This is a genomic window from Massilia litorea (assembly GCF_015101885.1).
GTDB classification, from domain to species: Bacteria; Pseudomonadota; Gammaproteobacteria; order Burkholderiales; family Burkholderiaceae_D; genus Telluria; species Telluria litorea.
In genome coordinates, this window is sequence record NZ_CP062941.1 from 2,872,028 (window position 1) to 2,888,378 (window position 16,351).

At 65.0% G+C, this 16,351-nt stretch carries 14 protein-coding genes and 3 tRNA genes; 11 read left to right on the top strand and 6 right to left on the bottom strand.

The features are described 5' to 3' along the window. Window positions 1-6: 6 nt before the first annotated feature. The 4 genes from LPB04_RS12805 (at window position 7) to LPB04_RS12820 (ending at window position 3,750) form a co-directional block, all read left to right on the top strand. Window positions 7-603 (top strand): MarC family protein, encoded by a 597-nt coding sequence (locus LPB04_RS12805; RefSeq protein WP_193684959.1) that lies wholly within the window; start codon window positions 7-9, stop codon window positions 601-603. A 1-nt stretch (window position 604) separates the two neighbouring features. Next, the gene (locus LPB04_RS12810) at window positions 605-2,653 is read left to right on the top strand and encodes a hybrid sensor histidine kinase/response regulator (protein WP_193684960.1); all 2,049 of its coding nucleotides are present in this window, start codon (window positions 605-607) and stop codon (window positions 2,651-2,653) included. A gap of 74 nt (window positions 2,654-2,727) precedes the next feature. After that, complete coding sequence (locus LPB04_RS12815; protein WP_193684961.1) at window positions 2,728-3,165, top strand: FKBP-type peptidyl-prolyl cis-trans isomerase; 438 nt, start codon at window positions 2,728-2,730, stop codon at window positions 3,163-3,165. Window positions 3,166-3,288: 123 nt separating this feature from the next. Further along, window positions 3,289-3,750 carry an RES family NAD+ phosphorylase gene (locus LPB04_RS12820; protein ID WP_193684962.1) on the top strand — a complete coding sequence of 154 codons (462 nt, stop codon included), beginning with the start codon at window positions 3,289-3,291 and terminating at the stop codon, window positions 3,748-3,750. Window positions 3,751-3,942: 192 nt separating this feature from the next. On the opposite strand, the gene uvrB is transcribed toward LPB04_RS12820, so the two are convergent. Further along, the gene (uvrB, locus tag LPB04_RS12825) at window positions 3,943-6,048 is read right to left on the bottom strand and encodes an excinuclease ABC subunit UvrB (RefSeq protein ID WP_227496393.1); all 2,106 of its coding nucleotides are present in this window, start codon (window positions 6,046-6,048) and stop codon (window positions 3,943-3,945) included. A gap of 115 nt (window positions 6,049-6,163) precedes the next feature. Here uvrB and LPB04_RS12830 point away from each other — a divergent pair, with 115 nt between their 5' ends. The 3 genes from LPB04_RS12830 to LPB04_RS12840 all read left to right on the top strand — a co-directional run bounded on the left by LPB04_RS12830 (window position 6,164) and on the right by LPB04_RS12840 (window position 8,651). Next, a complete protein-coding gene (locus LPB04_RS12830) occupies window positions 6,164-7,375 on the top strand; it encodes an amino acid aminotransferase (protein ID WP_193684963.1) in 1,212 nt (403 codons plus the stop codon). Between the two features lie 53 nt (window positions 7,376-7,428). Further along, window positions 7,429-7,504, top strand: a tRNA-Asn gene (locus LPB04_RS12835). A 61-nt stretch (window positions 7,505-7,565) separates the two neighbouring features. After that, entirely contained in the window at window positions 7,566-8,651 is a 1,086-nt protein-coding gene (locus tag LPB04_RS12840; protein ID WP_193684964.1) for an acyl-CoA dehydrogenase family protein, read from the top strand. A gap of 6 nt (window positions 8,652-8,657) precedes the next feature. On the opposite strand, the gene ygiD is transcribed toward LPB04_RS12840, so the two are convergent. Together ygiD and LPB04_RS12850 are read right to left on the bottom strand one after the other, a co-directional pair. After that, window positions 8,658-9,527, bottom strand: coding sequence for a 4,5-DOPA-extradiol-dioxygenase (gene ygiD, locus LPB04_RS12845; protein ID WP_227496394.1), 870 nt, complete (start codon window positions 9,525-9,527; stop codon window positions 8,658-8,660). Window positions 9,528-9,626: 99 nt separating this feature from the next. Next, a complete protein-coding gene (locus tag LPB04_RS12850) occupies window positions 9,627-10,535 on the bottom strand; it encodes a LysR family transcriptional regulator (RefSeq protein WP_193684965.1) in 909 nt (302 codons plus the stop codon). A gap of 154 nt (window positions 10,536-10,689) precedes the next feature. Between LPB04_RS12850 and LPB04_RS12855 the strand changes: the two genes are divergently transcribed. The 3 genes from LPB04_RS12855 (at window position 10,690) to LPB04_RS12865 (ending at window position 12,820) form a co-directional block, all read left to right on the top strand. Beyond that, on the top strand, window positions 10,690-11,223 hold the full coding sequence (locus LPB04_RS12855; RefSeq protein WP_193684966.1) for a 2,4'-dihydroxyacetophenone dioxygenase family protein: 534 nt from the start codon (window positions 10,690-10,692) through the stop codon (window positions 11,221-11,223). A gap of 89 nt (window positions 11,224-11,312) precedes the next feature. Beyond that, a complete protein-coding gene (locus tag LPB04_RS12860) occupies window positions 11,313-12,659 on the top strand; it encodes an MFS transporter (RefSeq protein WP_193684967.1) in 1,347 nt (448 codons plus the stop codon). An 85-nt stretch (window positions 12,660-12,744) separates the two neighbouring features. Further along, window positions 12,745-12,820: transfer RNA gene (locus LPB04_RS12865), tRNA-Asn, on the top strand. Between the two features lie 41 nt (window positions 12,821-12,861). On the opposite strand, the gene purT is transcribed toward LPB04_RS12865, so the two are convergent. Then, window positions 12,862-14,073 (bottom strand): formate-dependent phosphoribosylglycinamide formyltransferase, encoded by a 1,212-nt coding sequence (gene purT / locus LPB04_RS12870; protein WP_193684968.1) that lies wholly within the window; start codon window positions 14,071-14,073, stop codon window positions 12,862-12,864. A 125-nt stretch (window positions 14,074-14,198) separates the two neighbouring features. Between purT and LPB04_RS12875 the strand changes: the two genes are divergently transcribed. Further along, window positions 14,199-14,274: transfer RNA gene (locus LPB04_RS12875), tRNA-Asn, on the top strand. Between the two features lie 135 nt (window positions 14,275-14,409). Here the strand turns inward: LPB04_RS12875 and LPB04_RS12880 are convergent. Next, window positions 14,410-15,939 (bottom strand): amidase, encoded by a 1,530-nt coding sequence (locus LPB04_RS12880; RefSeq protein WP_193684969.1) that lies wholly within the window; start codon window positions 15,937-15,939, stop codon window positions 14,410-14,412. Window positions 15,940-16,011: 72 nt separating this feature from the next. Beyond that, a complete protein-coding gene (locus LPB04_RS12885; RefSeq protein ID WP_193684970.1) occupies window positions 16,012-16,305 on the bottom strand; it encodes a hypothetical protein in 294 nt (97 codons plus the stop codon). Window positions 16,306-16,351 lie beyond the last annotated feature (46 nt).

A 16,351-nucleotide genomic window follows, 5' to 3' on the forward strand; every position in this document is an offset into this window, starting at 1 on the left:
ACACCCATGACCCAAAGTTTTTTCCAGACCTTTATCCTGCTCATCCTCGTCACTGACCCCTTCGGCAACGTTCCCTTGTTCGCCACCGCCCTGAAGGACACGCCCGTCCAGCGCCGTCCGCGCATCGTCGTGCGCGAGTGCGCGATTGCCTTCCTGTTGCTGCTGGTGTTCATGTTCTTCGGCCAGCATTTTCTCGCCGCCTTGCACCTGAGCCCGATCGCGCTGCGCATCGGCGGCGCCGTCATCCTGCTGATCATCGCGATCCGCATGATCTTCCCGCATCCCGACGGCGTGCTGGGCAAGAGCGAGCATGGCGAACCTTTTATTGTTCCGCTGGCGATTCCCGCATTGGCCGGTCCCTCGGCGCTGGCCACCGTGCTGCTGTTCAGCTCGAATACGATATCCGAGACCATGGTCCACGTGGCGGCGCTGGCCGCGGTCGGCGTGGTGTGGCTGATGGTGTTCCTGAGTGCGGAGCGCCTGCAGCAAAAGCTGGGGCCGCAGGTGATGACGGCCTTCGAGCGCCTGATGGGTTTGATCCTGACGGCGATGTCAGTCGAGATGCTGCTGGGCGGTATCCGGGAATTCGTGAAGACCCTGTGATATGAGCGATACGCGCGCCACCGCCCCACACCCGCAGGACGCCGCCCCCGGCGCGGCCTCGCCCGTCTTCCTCAGCGGCGGCGGCGAAGTCGGCGCCTTGATGCGTGCGCACGACTGGTCGCGCTCGCCCCTGGGTGACCCATCGACCTGGCCGCAGGCGCTGCGCACGGTGGTCTCGCTGATGCTCGGCTCGGCGTTTCCCATGTTTTGCGCATGGGGCAAGGACCAGGCCTTCCTGTACAACGAGGCGTATGTCCCCGTTCTGGGCGACAAGCATCCGGCGGCGATGGGCGCGCCTTTTCGCGAGATCTGGTCGGAGATCTGGGCCGATATCGGCCCGATCGGCGAGCGCGCCTTGCAGGGCGAGGGTACCTACTGGGAAAAGTTGCCGCTCCTGATGAACCGGCACGGCTATGACGAGCAGACCTGGTTCACGTTTTCCTACTCGCCCGTGCGCGACGACGACGGCGCGATCGCGGGCGTCTATTGCGCCTGCGTCGAGGTGACCGGACAGGTGCTGGCCGAGCGCTACCGCGACGAGGAAAACAAGCGCCTTGTGACCCTGTTCGAGCAGGCGCCCGGCATCATCGCCGTGCTGCGTGGTCCTCAACACATGTTTGAGATCACCAACAAGAGCTATATGGAGATGATCGGGCGCACCGACCTGGTCGGCAAGACGGCGCGCGAAGCCCTGCCGTATGTCGAGGGGCAGGGCTTCTTCGAGTTGCTCGACCAGGTGTACCAGAGCGGCACGCCCTTCGTCGGCCATGCCGTGCCCTTCGACGTTGCGCGCGAGCCCGGCATGCCGCTCACGCGCCGCTATCTCGACTTCATCTACCAGCCCATTCGCGACGCGGCCGGCGAGGTGGTCGGTATTTTTGTGGAGGGCAGCGACGTTACCGTGAGGAAGCAGGTCGAAGACGAGCTGCGCGCCGCCAACCGCCAGAAGGACCAGTTCCTGGCGATGCTGGCGCACGAGCTGCGCAACCCGCTGGCGCCGATCACGACCGCGGCCCAGCTGCTGAAAATGGGCACGCTCGACGCGAAAGCCGTGCGCAACGCGAGCGAGATCATCGCGCGCCAGGCCGAGCACATGACCGACCTGGTGAACGATCTGCTGGACGTCTCGCGCGTGACGCGCGGCCTGGTCACGCTGGAGAAGGAAGAGCTCGACCTCAACGCCGTGGTGGCCGGCGCGCTGGAGCAGGTGCGCCCGCTGATCGAATCGAAACGCCATTCGCTGACGATGCAGCTCTCGGGCGAGCCGGTGCACGTAATGGGCGACCGCACGCGCCTGGTGCAGGTGCTGTCGAACATCCTGAACAACGCCGCCAAGTACACGCCGACCGGCGGCCAGATCATGCTGCGCGTGACCGCGATGGATGACCGCGTGCTGGTGACCGTGACCGACAACGGGATCGGCATCGAGCCGGACGTGCTGCCGTATATCTTCGAGCTCTTCACCCAGGCCGAGCGCACGCCGGACCGTTCGCAAGGCGGCCTCGGCATCGGTCTCGCGTTGGTAAAAAGCCTGGTCGCGCTGCATGGCGGCAGCGTCGACGCGCGCAGCGAGGCGCCGGGACGCGGCAGCGAATTCGAGATCTGCCTGCCGCGCCTGGATGCGGCACACTCTGCGCCGGCTGCAACTGGCGGCGAGGCCCCGGCCGCACGCGCGCAGCCGCTACGGGTGATGGTCGTCGACGACAACCAGGACGCGGCGCAGATGCTGGCAACGCTGCTGGAAGTGCAGGGCCATGCGGTCTCGGTGGAGTACGACGGCCGCGGCGCCGTACTGCGTGCCCGCCTCGACCGGCCGCAGGTCATGCTGCTCGACATCGGCCTGCCCGACACCGACGGCTATGCGCTGGCGCGCCAGCTGCGCGCGATGCCCGAACTGCGCGGCGTGACCCTGGTTGCGCTGACGGGTTACGGCCAGAACGAGGACCGGAGACTGGCCGAAGAAGCGGGATTCGACCACCATCTGGTGAAGCCGGCGGACCTGGCGCAGGTCAGCAGCATCCTGGCATCGGTCCAGCGCAATCCGGCTTAAGTTTCCAGCGCTTGTGCGAAGCGCGCCATTCGGCAATACTTCCGTGCGCTTCTCTTCCATAAAAAGGTAAAACGATGAAACAAGCAATTTCGGCCCTCGGGCTCGTCCTGTTCCTGAGCGCTGCCGCCGCCGGCGCCGCCCCGGCCGCACCGAAGGCTCCCGCTGCCCAGGCGCAGGGGCTGCAAAAGATCGACACCGCCGTCGGCAAAGGCAAGGAAGCCGTTGCCGGCAAGACCGTCGTGGTCCACTACACCGGCTGGCTGTACGAGCCGAAAGCGGCCATGCAACGCGGGCAGAAGTTCGACAGCTCGGTCGGCGGCGAGCCGTTCAGCTTCCCGCTGGGCATGGGCGCGGTCATCAAGGGCTGGGACCAGGGCGTGGCCGGCATGAAGGTCGGCGGCAAGCGCACCCTGGTGATTCCGTCGGAACTCGGCTATGGCGCCCGCGGCGCCGGCCCGATCCCGCCGGGTGCGACGCTGCTGTTCGATGTCGAGCTGCTCGACGTGAAGTAATCCTTATCTGTCGCGACACGAAACGGCCTGCGGGCCGTTTTTTCGTTGGCGCGGCCGATCCGTGCGCGGCGGGCGGTGGGCTTCGTTGTATGCTGAGATCACCCGATTTCATGTTGTGGACCCATGAGAACCTGGAGAATTGCAATCGAAAAAGTGGCGCTCGACCGCAGCTGCGAGGGCGCCCGCAAGAGCGGCGGACACTGGCATAGCGAGGGCGTCCCGGCGCTGTACGCGGCGATGACGGTCGAGCTGGCCGTGCTGGAAAAATTCGTTCACACGGAGGAAGTCGACGAGGAGCCGCTGGTGCTGGTGGCGATCGACTTGCCGGACGATCCCGAACTCGGGCTGGACGTGGCGCGCGAGGATTTGCCGGAAGGCTGGGATTCACTCGATGACGGCGGCAGTGCCATGCTGTTCGGCACGGCCTTCCTGAAGAAGCGCGAACATCTTTATATGCGCGTGCCCTCGGTGATCGTGGGCGAGGGCGTGAATCTCGTGATCAATCCGGCACATCATGCGTATGAGCAGGTCAAATTGAGCATTGCGAGGAGCTTCAGTTTTGATCCGAGGATGTTCAAGCGTTAGGGGCAGGAATCGTTGCGCAGATCTTCATGGCGCGTACGCGTGGGCAATGCCCACCCTACGGTGCGCTACTGCCCGTAGCAAGTTCATGAAACAGTGGCGTAACGTAGGGTGGGCATGCCCACGCGGATCACCGTATGCGCTGCTGCGAACTTTCACACCGGCCAAAGAAAAACGGCGCCGAAGCGCCGTTCCTTACTTGCCCAACATCGACACCACGTTGTCCGCCCCCGGCGCCCCGAAGGCCTGCTGCTTGAGCACATGCAGCTGGTCGCGCATCTGCGCCGCCTTCTCGAACTCGAGGTTCTTGGCGTGGTCGACCATGAGCTTCTCGAGGCGCTTGATTTCCTTCGAAATCTGCTTCTCGCTCATCGCCTCGACCTTGGCCACCTGCGCAGCTTCTTCCAGTCCCAACGCGCCCTCGGCCATGGCCTTCTGCGCGGCATTGCTGTAGACGCCGTCGATCAGTTCCTTGATCTTCTTCTGCACGCCCACCGGGGTGATGCCGTTCGCCTCGTTGAAGGCGATCTGCTTGGCGCGACGGCGCTCGGTTTCGTCGATGGCGCGGCGCATCGAGTCGGTGATGCGGTCGGCGTACAGGATCGCCACGCCGTTCAGGTTACGCGCCGCACGGCCGATGGTCTGGATCAGCGAACGCTCGGAACGGAGAAAACCTTCCTTGTCCGCGTCCAGCACGGCCACCAGCGACACTTCCGGCAAGTCCAGGCCCTCGCGCAGCAGGTTAATACCGATCAGCACGTCGAAGGTGCCCAGGCGCAGGTCGCGCAGAATCTCGACGCGCTCGACCGTCTCGATGTCGCTGTGCAGGTAGCGCACCTTGATGCCGTGGTCGCTCAGGTATTCCGTCAGCTGCTCGGCCATGCGCTTGGTGAGCGTGGTGATCAGGACGCGCTCGTTCTTCTTGATGCGGTCGTTAATCTCGCTCATCACGTCGTCCACCTGCGACAGGGCAGGGCGCACGATGATCACCGGGTCGACCAGGCCGGTCGGACGCACCACCTGCTCGACCACGTTGTCGGCATGCGCATTCTCGTACTCTGCCGGGGTGGCGGACACGAAAATCGTCTGCCGCATCTTGCCTTCGAACTCTTCGAATTTCAGCGGCCGGTTGTCCAGCGCCGACGGCAGGCGGAAGCCGTAGTCGACCAGGTTCGTCTTGCGCGAACGGTCGCCGTTGTACATGGCCGAGAGCTGGCCGACGAGCACGTGCGACTCGTCCATGAACATCAGCGCGTCCTTCGGCAGGTAGTCGACCAGGGTGGGCGGCGGTTCGCCCGGCATCGCGCCCGACAGGTGGCGCGAATAGTTCTCGATGCCTTTCGTGAAGCCGATCTCGGCCATCATTTCGAGGTCGAAACGGGTACGCTGTTCCAGGCGCTGCTCTTCGATCAATTTATTTTGCTGGCGGAATTCTTCCAGCCGGTCCTTCAGCTCGGCCTTGATCGACTCGACGGCGCGCAGCACGGTCGAGCGCGGCGTGACGTAGTGCGAACCCGGGTACACCGTAAAACGCGGGATCTTCTGGCGCACGCGGCCGGTCAGCGGGTCGAACAATTGCAGCGATTCGATTTCATCGTCGAACATCTCGACGCGGATCGCGAGTTCCGCGTGCTCGGCCGGGAAGATGTCGATCGTGTCGCCGCGCACGCGGAAGGTGCCGCGTCCAAAGTCCATTTCGTTGCGCGAATACTGCATCTGGATCAGGCGCGCGATGATGTCGCGCTGGGCTACTTTATCCTTGTGGCGCAGCGTCAGGATCATCTTGTGATATTCGTTCGGATTACCGATACCGTAGATGGCCGAGACGGTGGCGACGATGACGACGTCGCGCCGCTCCATCAGGGATTTCGTGCACGACAGGCGCATCTGCTCGATGTGCTCGTTGATCGACGAGTCCTTTTCGATGAACAGGTCGCGCTGCGGCACATAGGCTTCCGGCTGGTAGTAATCGTAGTAGGACACGAAATACTCGACCGCGTTCTGCGGAAAGAATTCGCGCATTTCCGAATACAGCTGGGCGGCCAGGGTCTTGTTCGGCGCAAAGATGATGGCCGGACGGCCGGCGCGGGCAATCACGTTGGCCATCGTGTACGTCTTGCCGGAACCGGTCACGCCGAGCAGCGTCTGGTACATCAGGCCGTCTTCGATGCCCTCGACCAGTCCTTCGATCGCGGTCGGCTGGTCGCCGGCCGGCGGGAAAGGCTGGTGCAGCTTGAAGGGCGAGTTCGGGAAGGTGATCACAGTCGGTTCCGGACCGGTTGCGATAGATACATCAGCCATGTTTCGAGACCTTTGCTAGAATGGGAATCCGTTTGCGGCACCGCAGCAGAGATATCGCTGCGGCGTCGCTGTCTATACAACTGCTGCGATCCACCGACAAAATCAGTTTATCACGATGACTTCTACAGCCTCCGCCAGCCTCTTCGGCGCCATCGACATGGCCCCGCGCGACCCGATTCTGGGCATCACCGAAGCATTCAACGCCGATACGAACCCGGCCAAGATCAACCTGGGGGTCGGCGTTTATTACGACGATGGCGGCAAGGTGCCTCTGCTGCAATGCGTGCAGAAGGCGGAGGCGAAGTTGATCGAACAGCTGTCGCCACGCACCTACCTTCCGATCGAAGGCCTGGCTGCGTACGACAAAGCCGTGCAGGAGCTCGTATTTGGGGCCGGTAGCGCGGTAATTCAAGAGAAACGTGCAGTGACCGTGCAGGCCCTCGGCGGCACCGGCGCCCTCAAGATCGGCGCCGACTTCCTGAAGCGTTTTTCGCCGAACTCGGAAGTCTTCATCAGCGACCCGAGCTGGGAAAACCACCGCGCCCTGTTCGAGAGCGCCGGTTTCATCGTCAACAACTACACGTATTACGACGCGCAAACCCACGGCGTGAACTTCGAGGGCATGCTCGACTCGCTGCGCAAGATGGATGCCGGCTCGATCGTCCTGCTGCACGCCTGCTGCCATAACCCGACCGGCGCCGACCTCACGCAAGAGCAGTGGGGCCAGGTGATCGAGGCAGTGAAGCAGGGCGGCCTGATTCCCTTCCTCGACATGGCCTACCAGGGCTTCGGCGCGGGCATTGCGGAAGACGGCGCCGTGGTCGGCCGTTTCGTCGACGCCGGCGGCCCGCTGCTGGTCTCGAACTCGTTCTCGAAATCGTTCTCGCTGTACGGCGAGCGCGTCGGCGCCCTGTCGGTTGTGGCATCGAGCGCGGATGAAGCGGCGCGCCTGCTGTCGCAACTGAAGCGCGTCGTGCGCACCAACTACTCGTCCCCGCCGACCCACTCGGGCAAGGTCGTGGCGATGGTGCTGTCGACGCCGGAACTGCGCCAGCTGTGGGAAGACGAGCTGGCCGGCATGCGCGTGCGCATCAAGCAGATGCGCGAGGCGCTGGTCGAAAAGCTGGCGCAAAAAGCGCCGGGCCGCGACTTCGCCTTCGTGCGCGAGCAGGTCGGCATGTTCTCCTATTCGGGCCTGACGAAAGAGCAGGTCGGCAAGCTGCGCGAGGAGTCGATCTACGCCGTCGACACCGGCCGCATCTGTGTTGCCGCGCTGAATTCGAAGAACATCGATCTCGTCGTTGACGCAATCGCCAAAGTCCTCTAAAATCTTGGCTCTTCGCTGCTGAACTTTTGTTTGGTGGCAAAGAGCAAGACAATTCCCTGATAGCTCAGTCGGTAGAGCGACGGACTGTTAATCCGCAGGTCCCTGGTTCGAGTCCAGGTCGGGGAGCCAGAACACAGCAAGACCGAAAAGCCCGCTCAAGCGGGCTTTTTCGTTTCCAGGGCCTTTCCCCATGCTTCTCTTGTCCAGCCGTGATTCGCGCCGTATTGCCCGTCATGCCGCCGCAGCCGATGCCGCGCGCTGGCTGCATCCGGTCCAGCAGGCGCTGGCCCACCGGCGCGGCTGGCTGCGCATGCTGGCGCCGCGCGCGCTGGGCGGCCTCGAGCTGCCGCTGCCAGGGGTGGTGCGGCTGGAAGAGGCGATCGCCCGCCTCGATGGCAGCATGGGCTGGACCGTGACCCTGTGCGCCGGTGCCGGCTGGTTCGCCGGCTTCCTGGCGCCCGAACTGGCGCGCGAGATCCTGGCGACCCGGCGGGTCTGCCTGGCCGGCAGCGGCGCCCCGACCGGCGTTGCCGAGCGCGACGGCGAGGGCTGGCGCATCGACGGCCTGTGGGACTATGCCAGCGGGGCGCCGATGGCGACCCATTTCACCTTCAATGCGGTGCTGCATGAAGGCGGCCGGCCGCTGCTCGACGACGCCGGCCAGCCGCGCATATCAGCCTTCGTGGTGCCGGCCGCAATGGTCAACATCGTACCGAACTGGCGCACCATCGGTCTGCGCGCGACCGCCTCGCACGCCTACGAGGTGCGCAGCAGCTGGGTGCATGCGCGCCACGCCTTCGCGATCGATCCGGCCTGCGCGCGCGAACAGGGGCCGCTGTACCGCTTCCCCTTCATGGCCTTCGCCTTCGTCACCCTGGCCGCCAACCTGGCCGGCATGGGTGCCCATTTCGTCGAGCTGGCGCAGGAATCGATGGCGCACCGGCGTCACCGCTTCGGCAATGGCGAAGCGCTGCTGTCGGTGCCGGCCGTGCGCGCCGTGCTGGACGCAGCGCGCAGCGGACTGGACGAGGCGAGGGCGCAACTCTACCTGCAGCTCGACGCCACCTGGGAGCGGGTTGCAGGCGGCGCCCGGGTCGATGCCGAGGAGGCGGACCGGCTGCAAGCCCTGGCGATGGCCTGGGTGAACGCGGCGCGGCGTGCGGTCGATACCTTGTATCCCTACTGCGGCCTGTACGCGGCGCGCGAGGACAGCGAGATCAACCGGGTCTGGCGCGATTTTCATACGGCGTCGCAGCATGCGCTGCTGATGCCGTAAGCGCGCTCAGATATTCGTCTGGTCCGGTGGAATGCCTGCAGGAATCGACGCAGACGGGCTGCCGGCATCCGCCCCGCCACGGGCGAGCGCATCGCAACCAAGCACGAAACTTGTCATCGTGAGCGAACCCATCACGCCGCCGTCGACCAGCACCCTGGCCGGCGTCCGGTCGGCCAGCGCCAGCCCCGCGATATAGGCGAGCGGCAGAAAGTGCTCGGGCGTCGGCACCGCCAGCCGCCAGGCCGGGTGATCGGCCAGGCGCCCCAGCTGCGCCGGGTCGCCGGTCATGATGTCCCGGGCTTCGCGGTCGAAATCCTCGGCCCAGTCGAAGGCGGCATCGAGCATGTTGCGGTCCATGCGCCGCAGGTTGTGGACGACATTTCCGCTGCCGATGATCAGAATGCCGCTGTCGCGCAGCGGGGCGAGCCGCCGGCCCAGTTCGATGTGATACGCCAGGTGTTCGCCAGCGTGGATCGACAACTGCAGCACGGGAATATCGGCTTGCGGGAACACGTGGGCCAGCACCGACCAGGTGCCGTGGTCCAGTCCCCAGCTGTCGCGGTCGAGGGCGACGAAGCCCGGGCGCACGGCGGCCGCGATCTCCTCGGCAATCTCCGGCGCGCCTGGCGCCGGATAATCGAAGTCGAACAATGCCTGCGGGAAGCCGTAGAAGTCGTGGATCACGCGCGGTCTCGCCATGGCGGTCAGGGCGCTGCCGTGGATGAACCAGTGCGCGGAAATCACCAGGATCGCGCGCGGGCGCGGCAGGCTCTCGCCGAAGGCGCGCCAGGCCGCGGTATAGCGGTTCGATTCCAGGGTGTTCATGGGACTGCCGTGGCCGATGAAGGCGGCGGGCATGCGCTTGGTTTCTTGCATGGACATCCTCGCGATGGTCGGTTCTGCGCGCAGGTCAATTTAGCACGAAGCGTGGGCGTCGAGCGCCAGCTGCGCCGCTTCGTGCCGGCCGCGCGCGCTTCATGACCGGGCAGGCCGCCCGCGCTGCGCCGCAGCTGTCGTAAACCGTTCTCCCATGAATGCCAGGAAGGCCTGCACGCGCGGGGCCAGGTGCTTGCGGCTCTGGTAGACCAGGTACAGGGGCTCCGCAGGCGGCTGGTAGGACGTCATCACCGGCACCAGCCGCCCGCTACGCAAATCCTCGCCCACGTGAAACTCTGCCAGCCTTACCAGGCCCAGTCCCTGGCGCGCCAGCTGCAGCAGCATGTCGCCCTGGTTGGCGCCGACATTGCCCCTGGCCGCGACCGTCCGCGCTTCGCCTTTGTCCATGAGCGGCCACGCATTCCAATGCGTGCGGTGGCTGAAGTTGATGCAGTTGTGGCGGGCCAGGTCCTCCGGGGTCTGCGGCGTGCCGTGCCGGTCGAGATAGGCGGGCGCGGCGCAGATGATCCAGGGGCTGTCGAGCAGGCGCCGTGCCACCAGCGAGGAATCGGGCAGGGGACCGCCCTGGATCGAGACGTCGATGCGCTGCTCCACGAAATCGACCGGCTCGTTGCTGAGGTGGAATTCCACGCGCAGCTTCGGATAAGCCGCGAGAAAGTCGCCGATGACGGGCGCAAGCTGGTATTTCGCGAAGGTCACCATCGAATGCACGCGCAATGTGCCGCTGACCTCGCCCGAGCAGGTCTTGACCGCGTTCTCGGCGCTGCGCAAGGCGGCGAAGATGTCCTGGCCTTCGTCGTACAGGACCTGGCCAGCCTCGGTCGGCGTCAGCTTGCGCGCGCCGCGGTGGAACAGGCGCACGTTCAGGCTGTCTTCCAGGCGCGCGACGAGCTTGCTCACCGCCGAGGGCGTCAGGTCGAGCCGGCGTCCGGCCGCCGAAAAATTGCCGTCCTCGACGGCCGCCATGAACACCTCGAGTTCGCTCAAATGTATCGCCACCTGCGCCCCACCTGTGAAATTTCGTCATAGCCCATTGACGATTATCGCATTGTTCGCACGGGATGCGCAGCGCAAGATGGCCTCTTCCCGGTATTCCCGGCACCGCCCGCGCCACGGCGCAAACGAACAAGGAGATCCTATCGTGTCCAAGTCGACCGAACGTACCCACCCGAGCAGCCTGAAGGGCTTTTCCCAGCCAATTCCCCGCTTCGCCATCGCCGACCTGGTGGTGCCGGACGCCGTGCCGGAAGACGAGCGCGAATGGGTGCCGCAGGCGCCCAACGTCTGGTTCCGCCCGCTGATCCTGAATGTCACGCAAGGCTATTTCGTCAACGTGCTGCGCGTACGGAAAAGCGGCGTGCTCTCGCGTCACCGGCACGACGGCCCGGTCCACGCGCATGTGCTCAAGGGCCGCTGGTACTACCTCGAGCATGACTGGACCGCAACCGAGGGTTCGTATGCCCACGAAATTCCCGGCGAGATCCACACGCTGTACGTGCCCGAGGACGTCAGCGAAATGATGACGCTGTTCCATGTCACCGGCGCATATACCTATCTCGACGAGGAGGGTAAGCCGGTCGGCTACGAAGACGTGTTCACCAAGCTGGAAGCGGCGGTCAAGCATTATGAGACCGTGGGACTGGGCAGCGACTACGTGCGCCGCTTCATCCGCTAGCCCGCCGGTCCACGACGCTCGCCCGATAACAGGAGACAGATCCGCCGAAGCCGCGGGTTTCACATCAGATGAAAACAAGGAGCAGCAACATGAACACCGACACCGCCGGCATGGCGATTCCGCTTGCACCCGGCGCCGCCGCGCCCGATGAGCAGGCCAGGGTTTACCGCAGGGTCAACCTGCGATTGATCCCTTTCCTGTTCATCTGCTATGTCGCGGCCTATCTCGACCGCATCAATATCGGTTTCGCGCAGCTCCAGATGAAGGCCGACCTGGGTTTCAGCGATGCCGTCTACGGCCTTGGCGCCGGCATTTTCTTCTTCGGCTATGCGCTGTTCGAGGTGCCGAGCAATTTGCTCCTGGTACGCATCGGCGCACGCAAGACCCTGCTGCGCATCATGGTCCTGTGGGGCCTGACCTCGGCCGGCATGATGTTCGTGCGGACACCGACACAACTGTATATCGCGCGTTTCCTGTTGGGCCTGTTCGAAGCGGGTTTCTTCCCGGGCATCATCCTCTATTTCACCTATTGGTATCCCTCGAAAATGCGTGCCAGGATCATCGCGCTGTTCATGTCGGGCATGGCGGTGGCGGGCATCGTCGGCGGGCCGCTCTCGGGCTGGATCATGAACGACATGGCCGGCGTCAACGGCTGGGCCGGCTGGCAGTGGATGTTCCTGATCGAAGGCATCCCTGCCATTTTCCTGGGCCTGATGGCGTGGTTGATGCTGGCCGACCGCCCGGGCCAGGCCAGGTGGTTGTCGGCACGCGAAAAGGACATCATCGAGCAAACCCTGCAGCAGGACCGTCACGACCTGGGTCCTGCGCACCACAGCTCGCTGCGCCAGGCGCTGAGCGACCCGAAGATTTACATTCTCGCATTCAGCTACTTCACCTTCATTGCCGGCACCTATGTGATCACGTTCTGGCTGCCGACCATCATCAAGAGCTTCGGCATCGCCGACCCGCTGCGTATCGGCCTGTTGACGGCCATCCCCTACATCGTCGGCGCGATCGGCATGGTGCTCCTGAGCCGGCACTCGGACCGCACCCGCGAGCGCCGCTGGCATGCGGCCGGCGCCGCCTTCCTCGGCGGGGCAGGGCTGGTGGCGGCAAGCCTGCTGCCCGGCCACCTGGCGCTGGCGCTGGTGGCGCTATCGTTCGCAACGATCGGCATCCTGGCCACCATGCCGCTGTTCTGGGCGATGCCGACAGCTTACCTGTCGGGACCGGCCGCGGCGGGCGGAATTGCGCTGATCAATTCCCTGGGCCTGATCGGCGGTTTCGTCAGTCCCTTCGTGATCGGCTGGTTCAAGACCGCGACCGGTAGCGTCAACTACGGCTTGTACTTCGTGACGGCGCTGATGGTGCTGGGCGGGATTGCCTTGCTGGTCGGCGTGCCGGCGAAGGCGCTGCGCGAGAAACGCGTAGCTTGAGGTGAACGATACGCAAGTCCCGCAACAGGAAGTTTCGTGCAGGACTTGCGCAATGCCGCTGAGCAGTTATAATGCCAAGCTCAATTCCCTGATAGCTCAGTCGGTAGAGCGACGGACTGTTAATCCGCAGGTCCCTGGTTCGAGTCCAGGTCGGGGAGCCAGAATATGAAAGGCCGCATCGAAAGATGCGGCCTTTTTTGTTTTACGCGCCGCCCACCGGCTTGACCTTCGATGCCGCGAGCAGCGCCCGCTCGCGCGCCGTGTCCACATCGCCCGCCGTCGCCAGCGCCACGCCCATGCGCCGGCGCGCGAACGATTCCGGCTTGCCGAACAGGCGGATGTCGGTGTCCGGGACCGTCAAAGCCTCGGCCACGCCTTCGAAGGCGATCCCTTTCGCATCGAGCTGGCCGTAAATGACGGCCGAGGCACCCGGCGCGCGCAAGGCCGTGTTGACCGGCAGCCCAAGGACAGCCTTTGCGTGCAGCTCGAATTCGCTCTGCACCTGCGTCGCCATCGTCACCATGCCGGTGTCGTGCGGGCGTGGGCTCACTTCCGAGAACCAGACCATGTCGCCCTTCACGAACAGCTCGACGCCGAACACGCCCAGGCCGCCGAGGTTGCTTGTCACTTTTTCCGCGATGTCGCGCGAACGTGCCAGGGCCAGCGCGCTCATCGGATGCGGCTGCCAGGATTCCACGTAGTCGCCCTGCACCTGCTTGTGGCCGATCGGTTCGCAGAAACCCGTCTGCGTCGTGCCGTCGGCAGCGCGCGAGCGCACCGTCAGCAGCGTGATTTCGTAGTCGAAATCGATAAAGCCTTCGGCGATCACGCGGCCGGCATCGACGCGTCCGCCGGCGGCGGCGTAGTCCCAGGCGGCTTTCACGTCGGCCGCGCTGTCGAGTTTCGACTGGCCCTTGCCCGAGGACGACATCACCGGTTTCACCACGCAGGGGAAACCGACGAAAGCGCAGGCCTGTTCCAGTTCTTCCAGGCTGCTGGCGAAGCGGTAGGGAGACGTTGCCAGGCCCAGTTCCTCGGCGGCGAGGCGGCGGATGCCTTCGCGGTTCATCGTCAGCTGGGTGGCGCGCGCGGTCGGGATGCAGGTGATCGTGCCCGCCGCTTCCAGCTCGGCCAGGGTGTCGGTGGCGATCGCCTCGATCTCGGGGATCACGAGGTCGGGCTGCTCCTGCGCGATCAGGGCACGGAGCGCGGCGCCGTCGGTCATGTCGATGACATGGGCGCGGTGCGCGACCTGGTGGCCGGGCGCGTTCGGGTAGCGGTCGACGGCGATGACTTCGACGCCGAGGCGTTGCAGGGAAATGATGACTTCCTTGCCGAGTTCGCCGGAGCCGAGCAGCATCACGCGCGTGGCGGAAGGAGAGAGGGGAGTGCCGAAAATGCGGGGAGTGGTCATGGTGTCATGGAGTGGGATGGCAGGGTGCTGCGACTATAGCAAAGGCGCGCTTTGGGCGTGCAAGGACGAAAAATTTGTCCGGGACTCGCCAAACTCGGATTGGCCCGCTATAATGTTGCCTCAATTCCCTGATAGCTCAGTCGGTAGAGCGACGGACTGTTAATCCGCAGGTCCCTGGTTCGAGTCCAGGTCGGGGAGCCAGAATACGAAAGGCCGCGTCGAAAGATGCGGCCTTTTTTGTTTGTTGACGTGCGTCGATACGCACACGCTGCAACGCGTGGGCTCAAGAGCCCGGTGAAGCCGTCCTTGATGCCATTGGCCTCAAGGACCCCTAGGTCATGCAGGCACCAGGGTGCTTGTCGACTTCACTCCTTCCGTTGTCAGCGGCGCCAGCCGCTCGAACCACGGCGCCGCCTGTTCCAGCTGGTGCGCCAGCTGCAGCAGCTTGTCCTCGCTCCCGAAACGCCCGACGAACTGTACGCCCAGCGGCAGGCCGGCGGCCGTCCAGTGCAGCGGCACCGACATCGCCGGCGTCCCGGTCAGATTGGCCAGCTGGGTGAACGGCACGTAGCGCAGGCTGTCGCGCGCGATCTTGTTGACCGTGCCTTCCAATAAACCCAGGCGCGCCAGGATGCCGAGCAGGCCGCTGCGCTGGAGCAGGTCGAGCACGAATTGCTCGCCGCGCGGCGGGTCTCCTTCGCCGTGGCGGATCGGTGGATGGGCCAGCGTCGGCGTCAGCAGCATGTCGTAGCGTGCGTGGAAGCGCGCCAGCGCGCGCGAAAATTCGTTCCATTTGGCCAGCTGGGTCGTCAGGCGCCCGGCCGGGATGCTCGCGCCCAGCGTCCCCAGCAGCCGTGCCGTCAGCTCGACGTCGCCCGCGCCGGCGCCGAGCGCCTTGCCGCGCGCAAGCATTGCCGGCACCTGGCCGAAATACACGTGCAGGAAACTCTCCGCCAGTGCCGCGCCGTCGAGTTCGGGCGCGGCTTCCTCGACTTCATGGCCGAGCCCGCGCAGCAGTTGCACGGCACGCTGAACGGCGGCCACCGCTTCGGGGTGGACCTCGGTGCCGATCGGCGAGACGGTACTGAAGCCGATGCGCAGCTTGCCGGGATCGCGCCTGACGAGTTCGCGGTAGGGGGCGGCAGTCGGGGCGATGTCGAACGGGTCGCCCGGCTCGTGGCCGGCCAGGATGTCCAGCGCCAGGGCCGAATCGCGCACGCTGCGCGAGAGAACCCCTTCGCTCGAGGCGCCGAACCAGACTTCGCCGATGGCCGGCCCCGAAGACACCCGGCCGCGCGAGGCGCGCAAGCCGAACAGGCCGCAACAGGCGGCCGGGATGCGGATCGAGCCGCCGCCGTCATTGCCCGCCGCCATCGGCACGATGCCGGCCGCGACCGCGGCTGCCGCGCCGCCGCTCGAGCCGCCCGGCGTGTGCCCGAGGTTCCAGGGATTGCTGGCGCGCCCATACAGCACCGGGTCGGTGACGGCCTTCAGGGCAAACTCGGGGAGATTGGTCTTGCCGAAGATGACCAGGCCCGCTTCCAGGTAGCGCCGTACGACGGCCGCATGTTCGGTCGGCACGTAGCCGCGCATCGAGCGGCTGCCGAAGCTGGTCGGTACGCCTGCATAATCCTGCACGCCGTCCTTGATCAGGAAGGGCACGCCTGCCAGCGGTCCGGCGAGCGAACGGGCCAGCTGCGCACGCGCCTGCGGTTCGAGCAGCCGGCACACGGCATTGATGCGTCCGTGCACCTCGGCATTGCGGGCCAGGGCCAGGTCGAGCAGTTCAGAAGCTGTCACGTCGCCGTGCTTGACGAGGGCGGCGAGGGCGGTGGCGTCGTGTTGCAGGTAATCCGCGAAATCCATGAGGCATCCTGTGAACGGTATGCCAACATGAAATGGCTTTATCGCAATATTGTCAAGTTAAAATCAAATCCGTCATTTCCGGCGCTTCTTGTCGTTGGAGGTGTAGGTGCGCGTATAAAAGTCGGGCGGCTTCTTCGCCACCCACGCGATGAAGGCGCGGATCTCCTCGTGGCCGCGCAGGGCGTCCCAGGTGTGATAGCTGCGCAGCAGTTCGCGCTCGGTGAAGGCCGAGTGGATCTTGCGATGGCAGATCTTGTGGATCGGGAACTGTTCCTTGCCCTTGAAGGTCTTCGGTACCAGATGGTGGCGGTCGATGTTGACCGTGCCCAGTTCGCGACCGCACAAGGGGCAAATTGGATCGTGCATGCTTCCCCGTTCGGCAAAAAAACGCTGTCAATACAAGGTGGTGGCG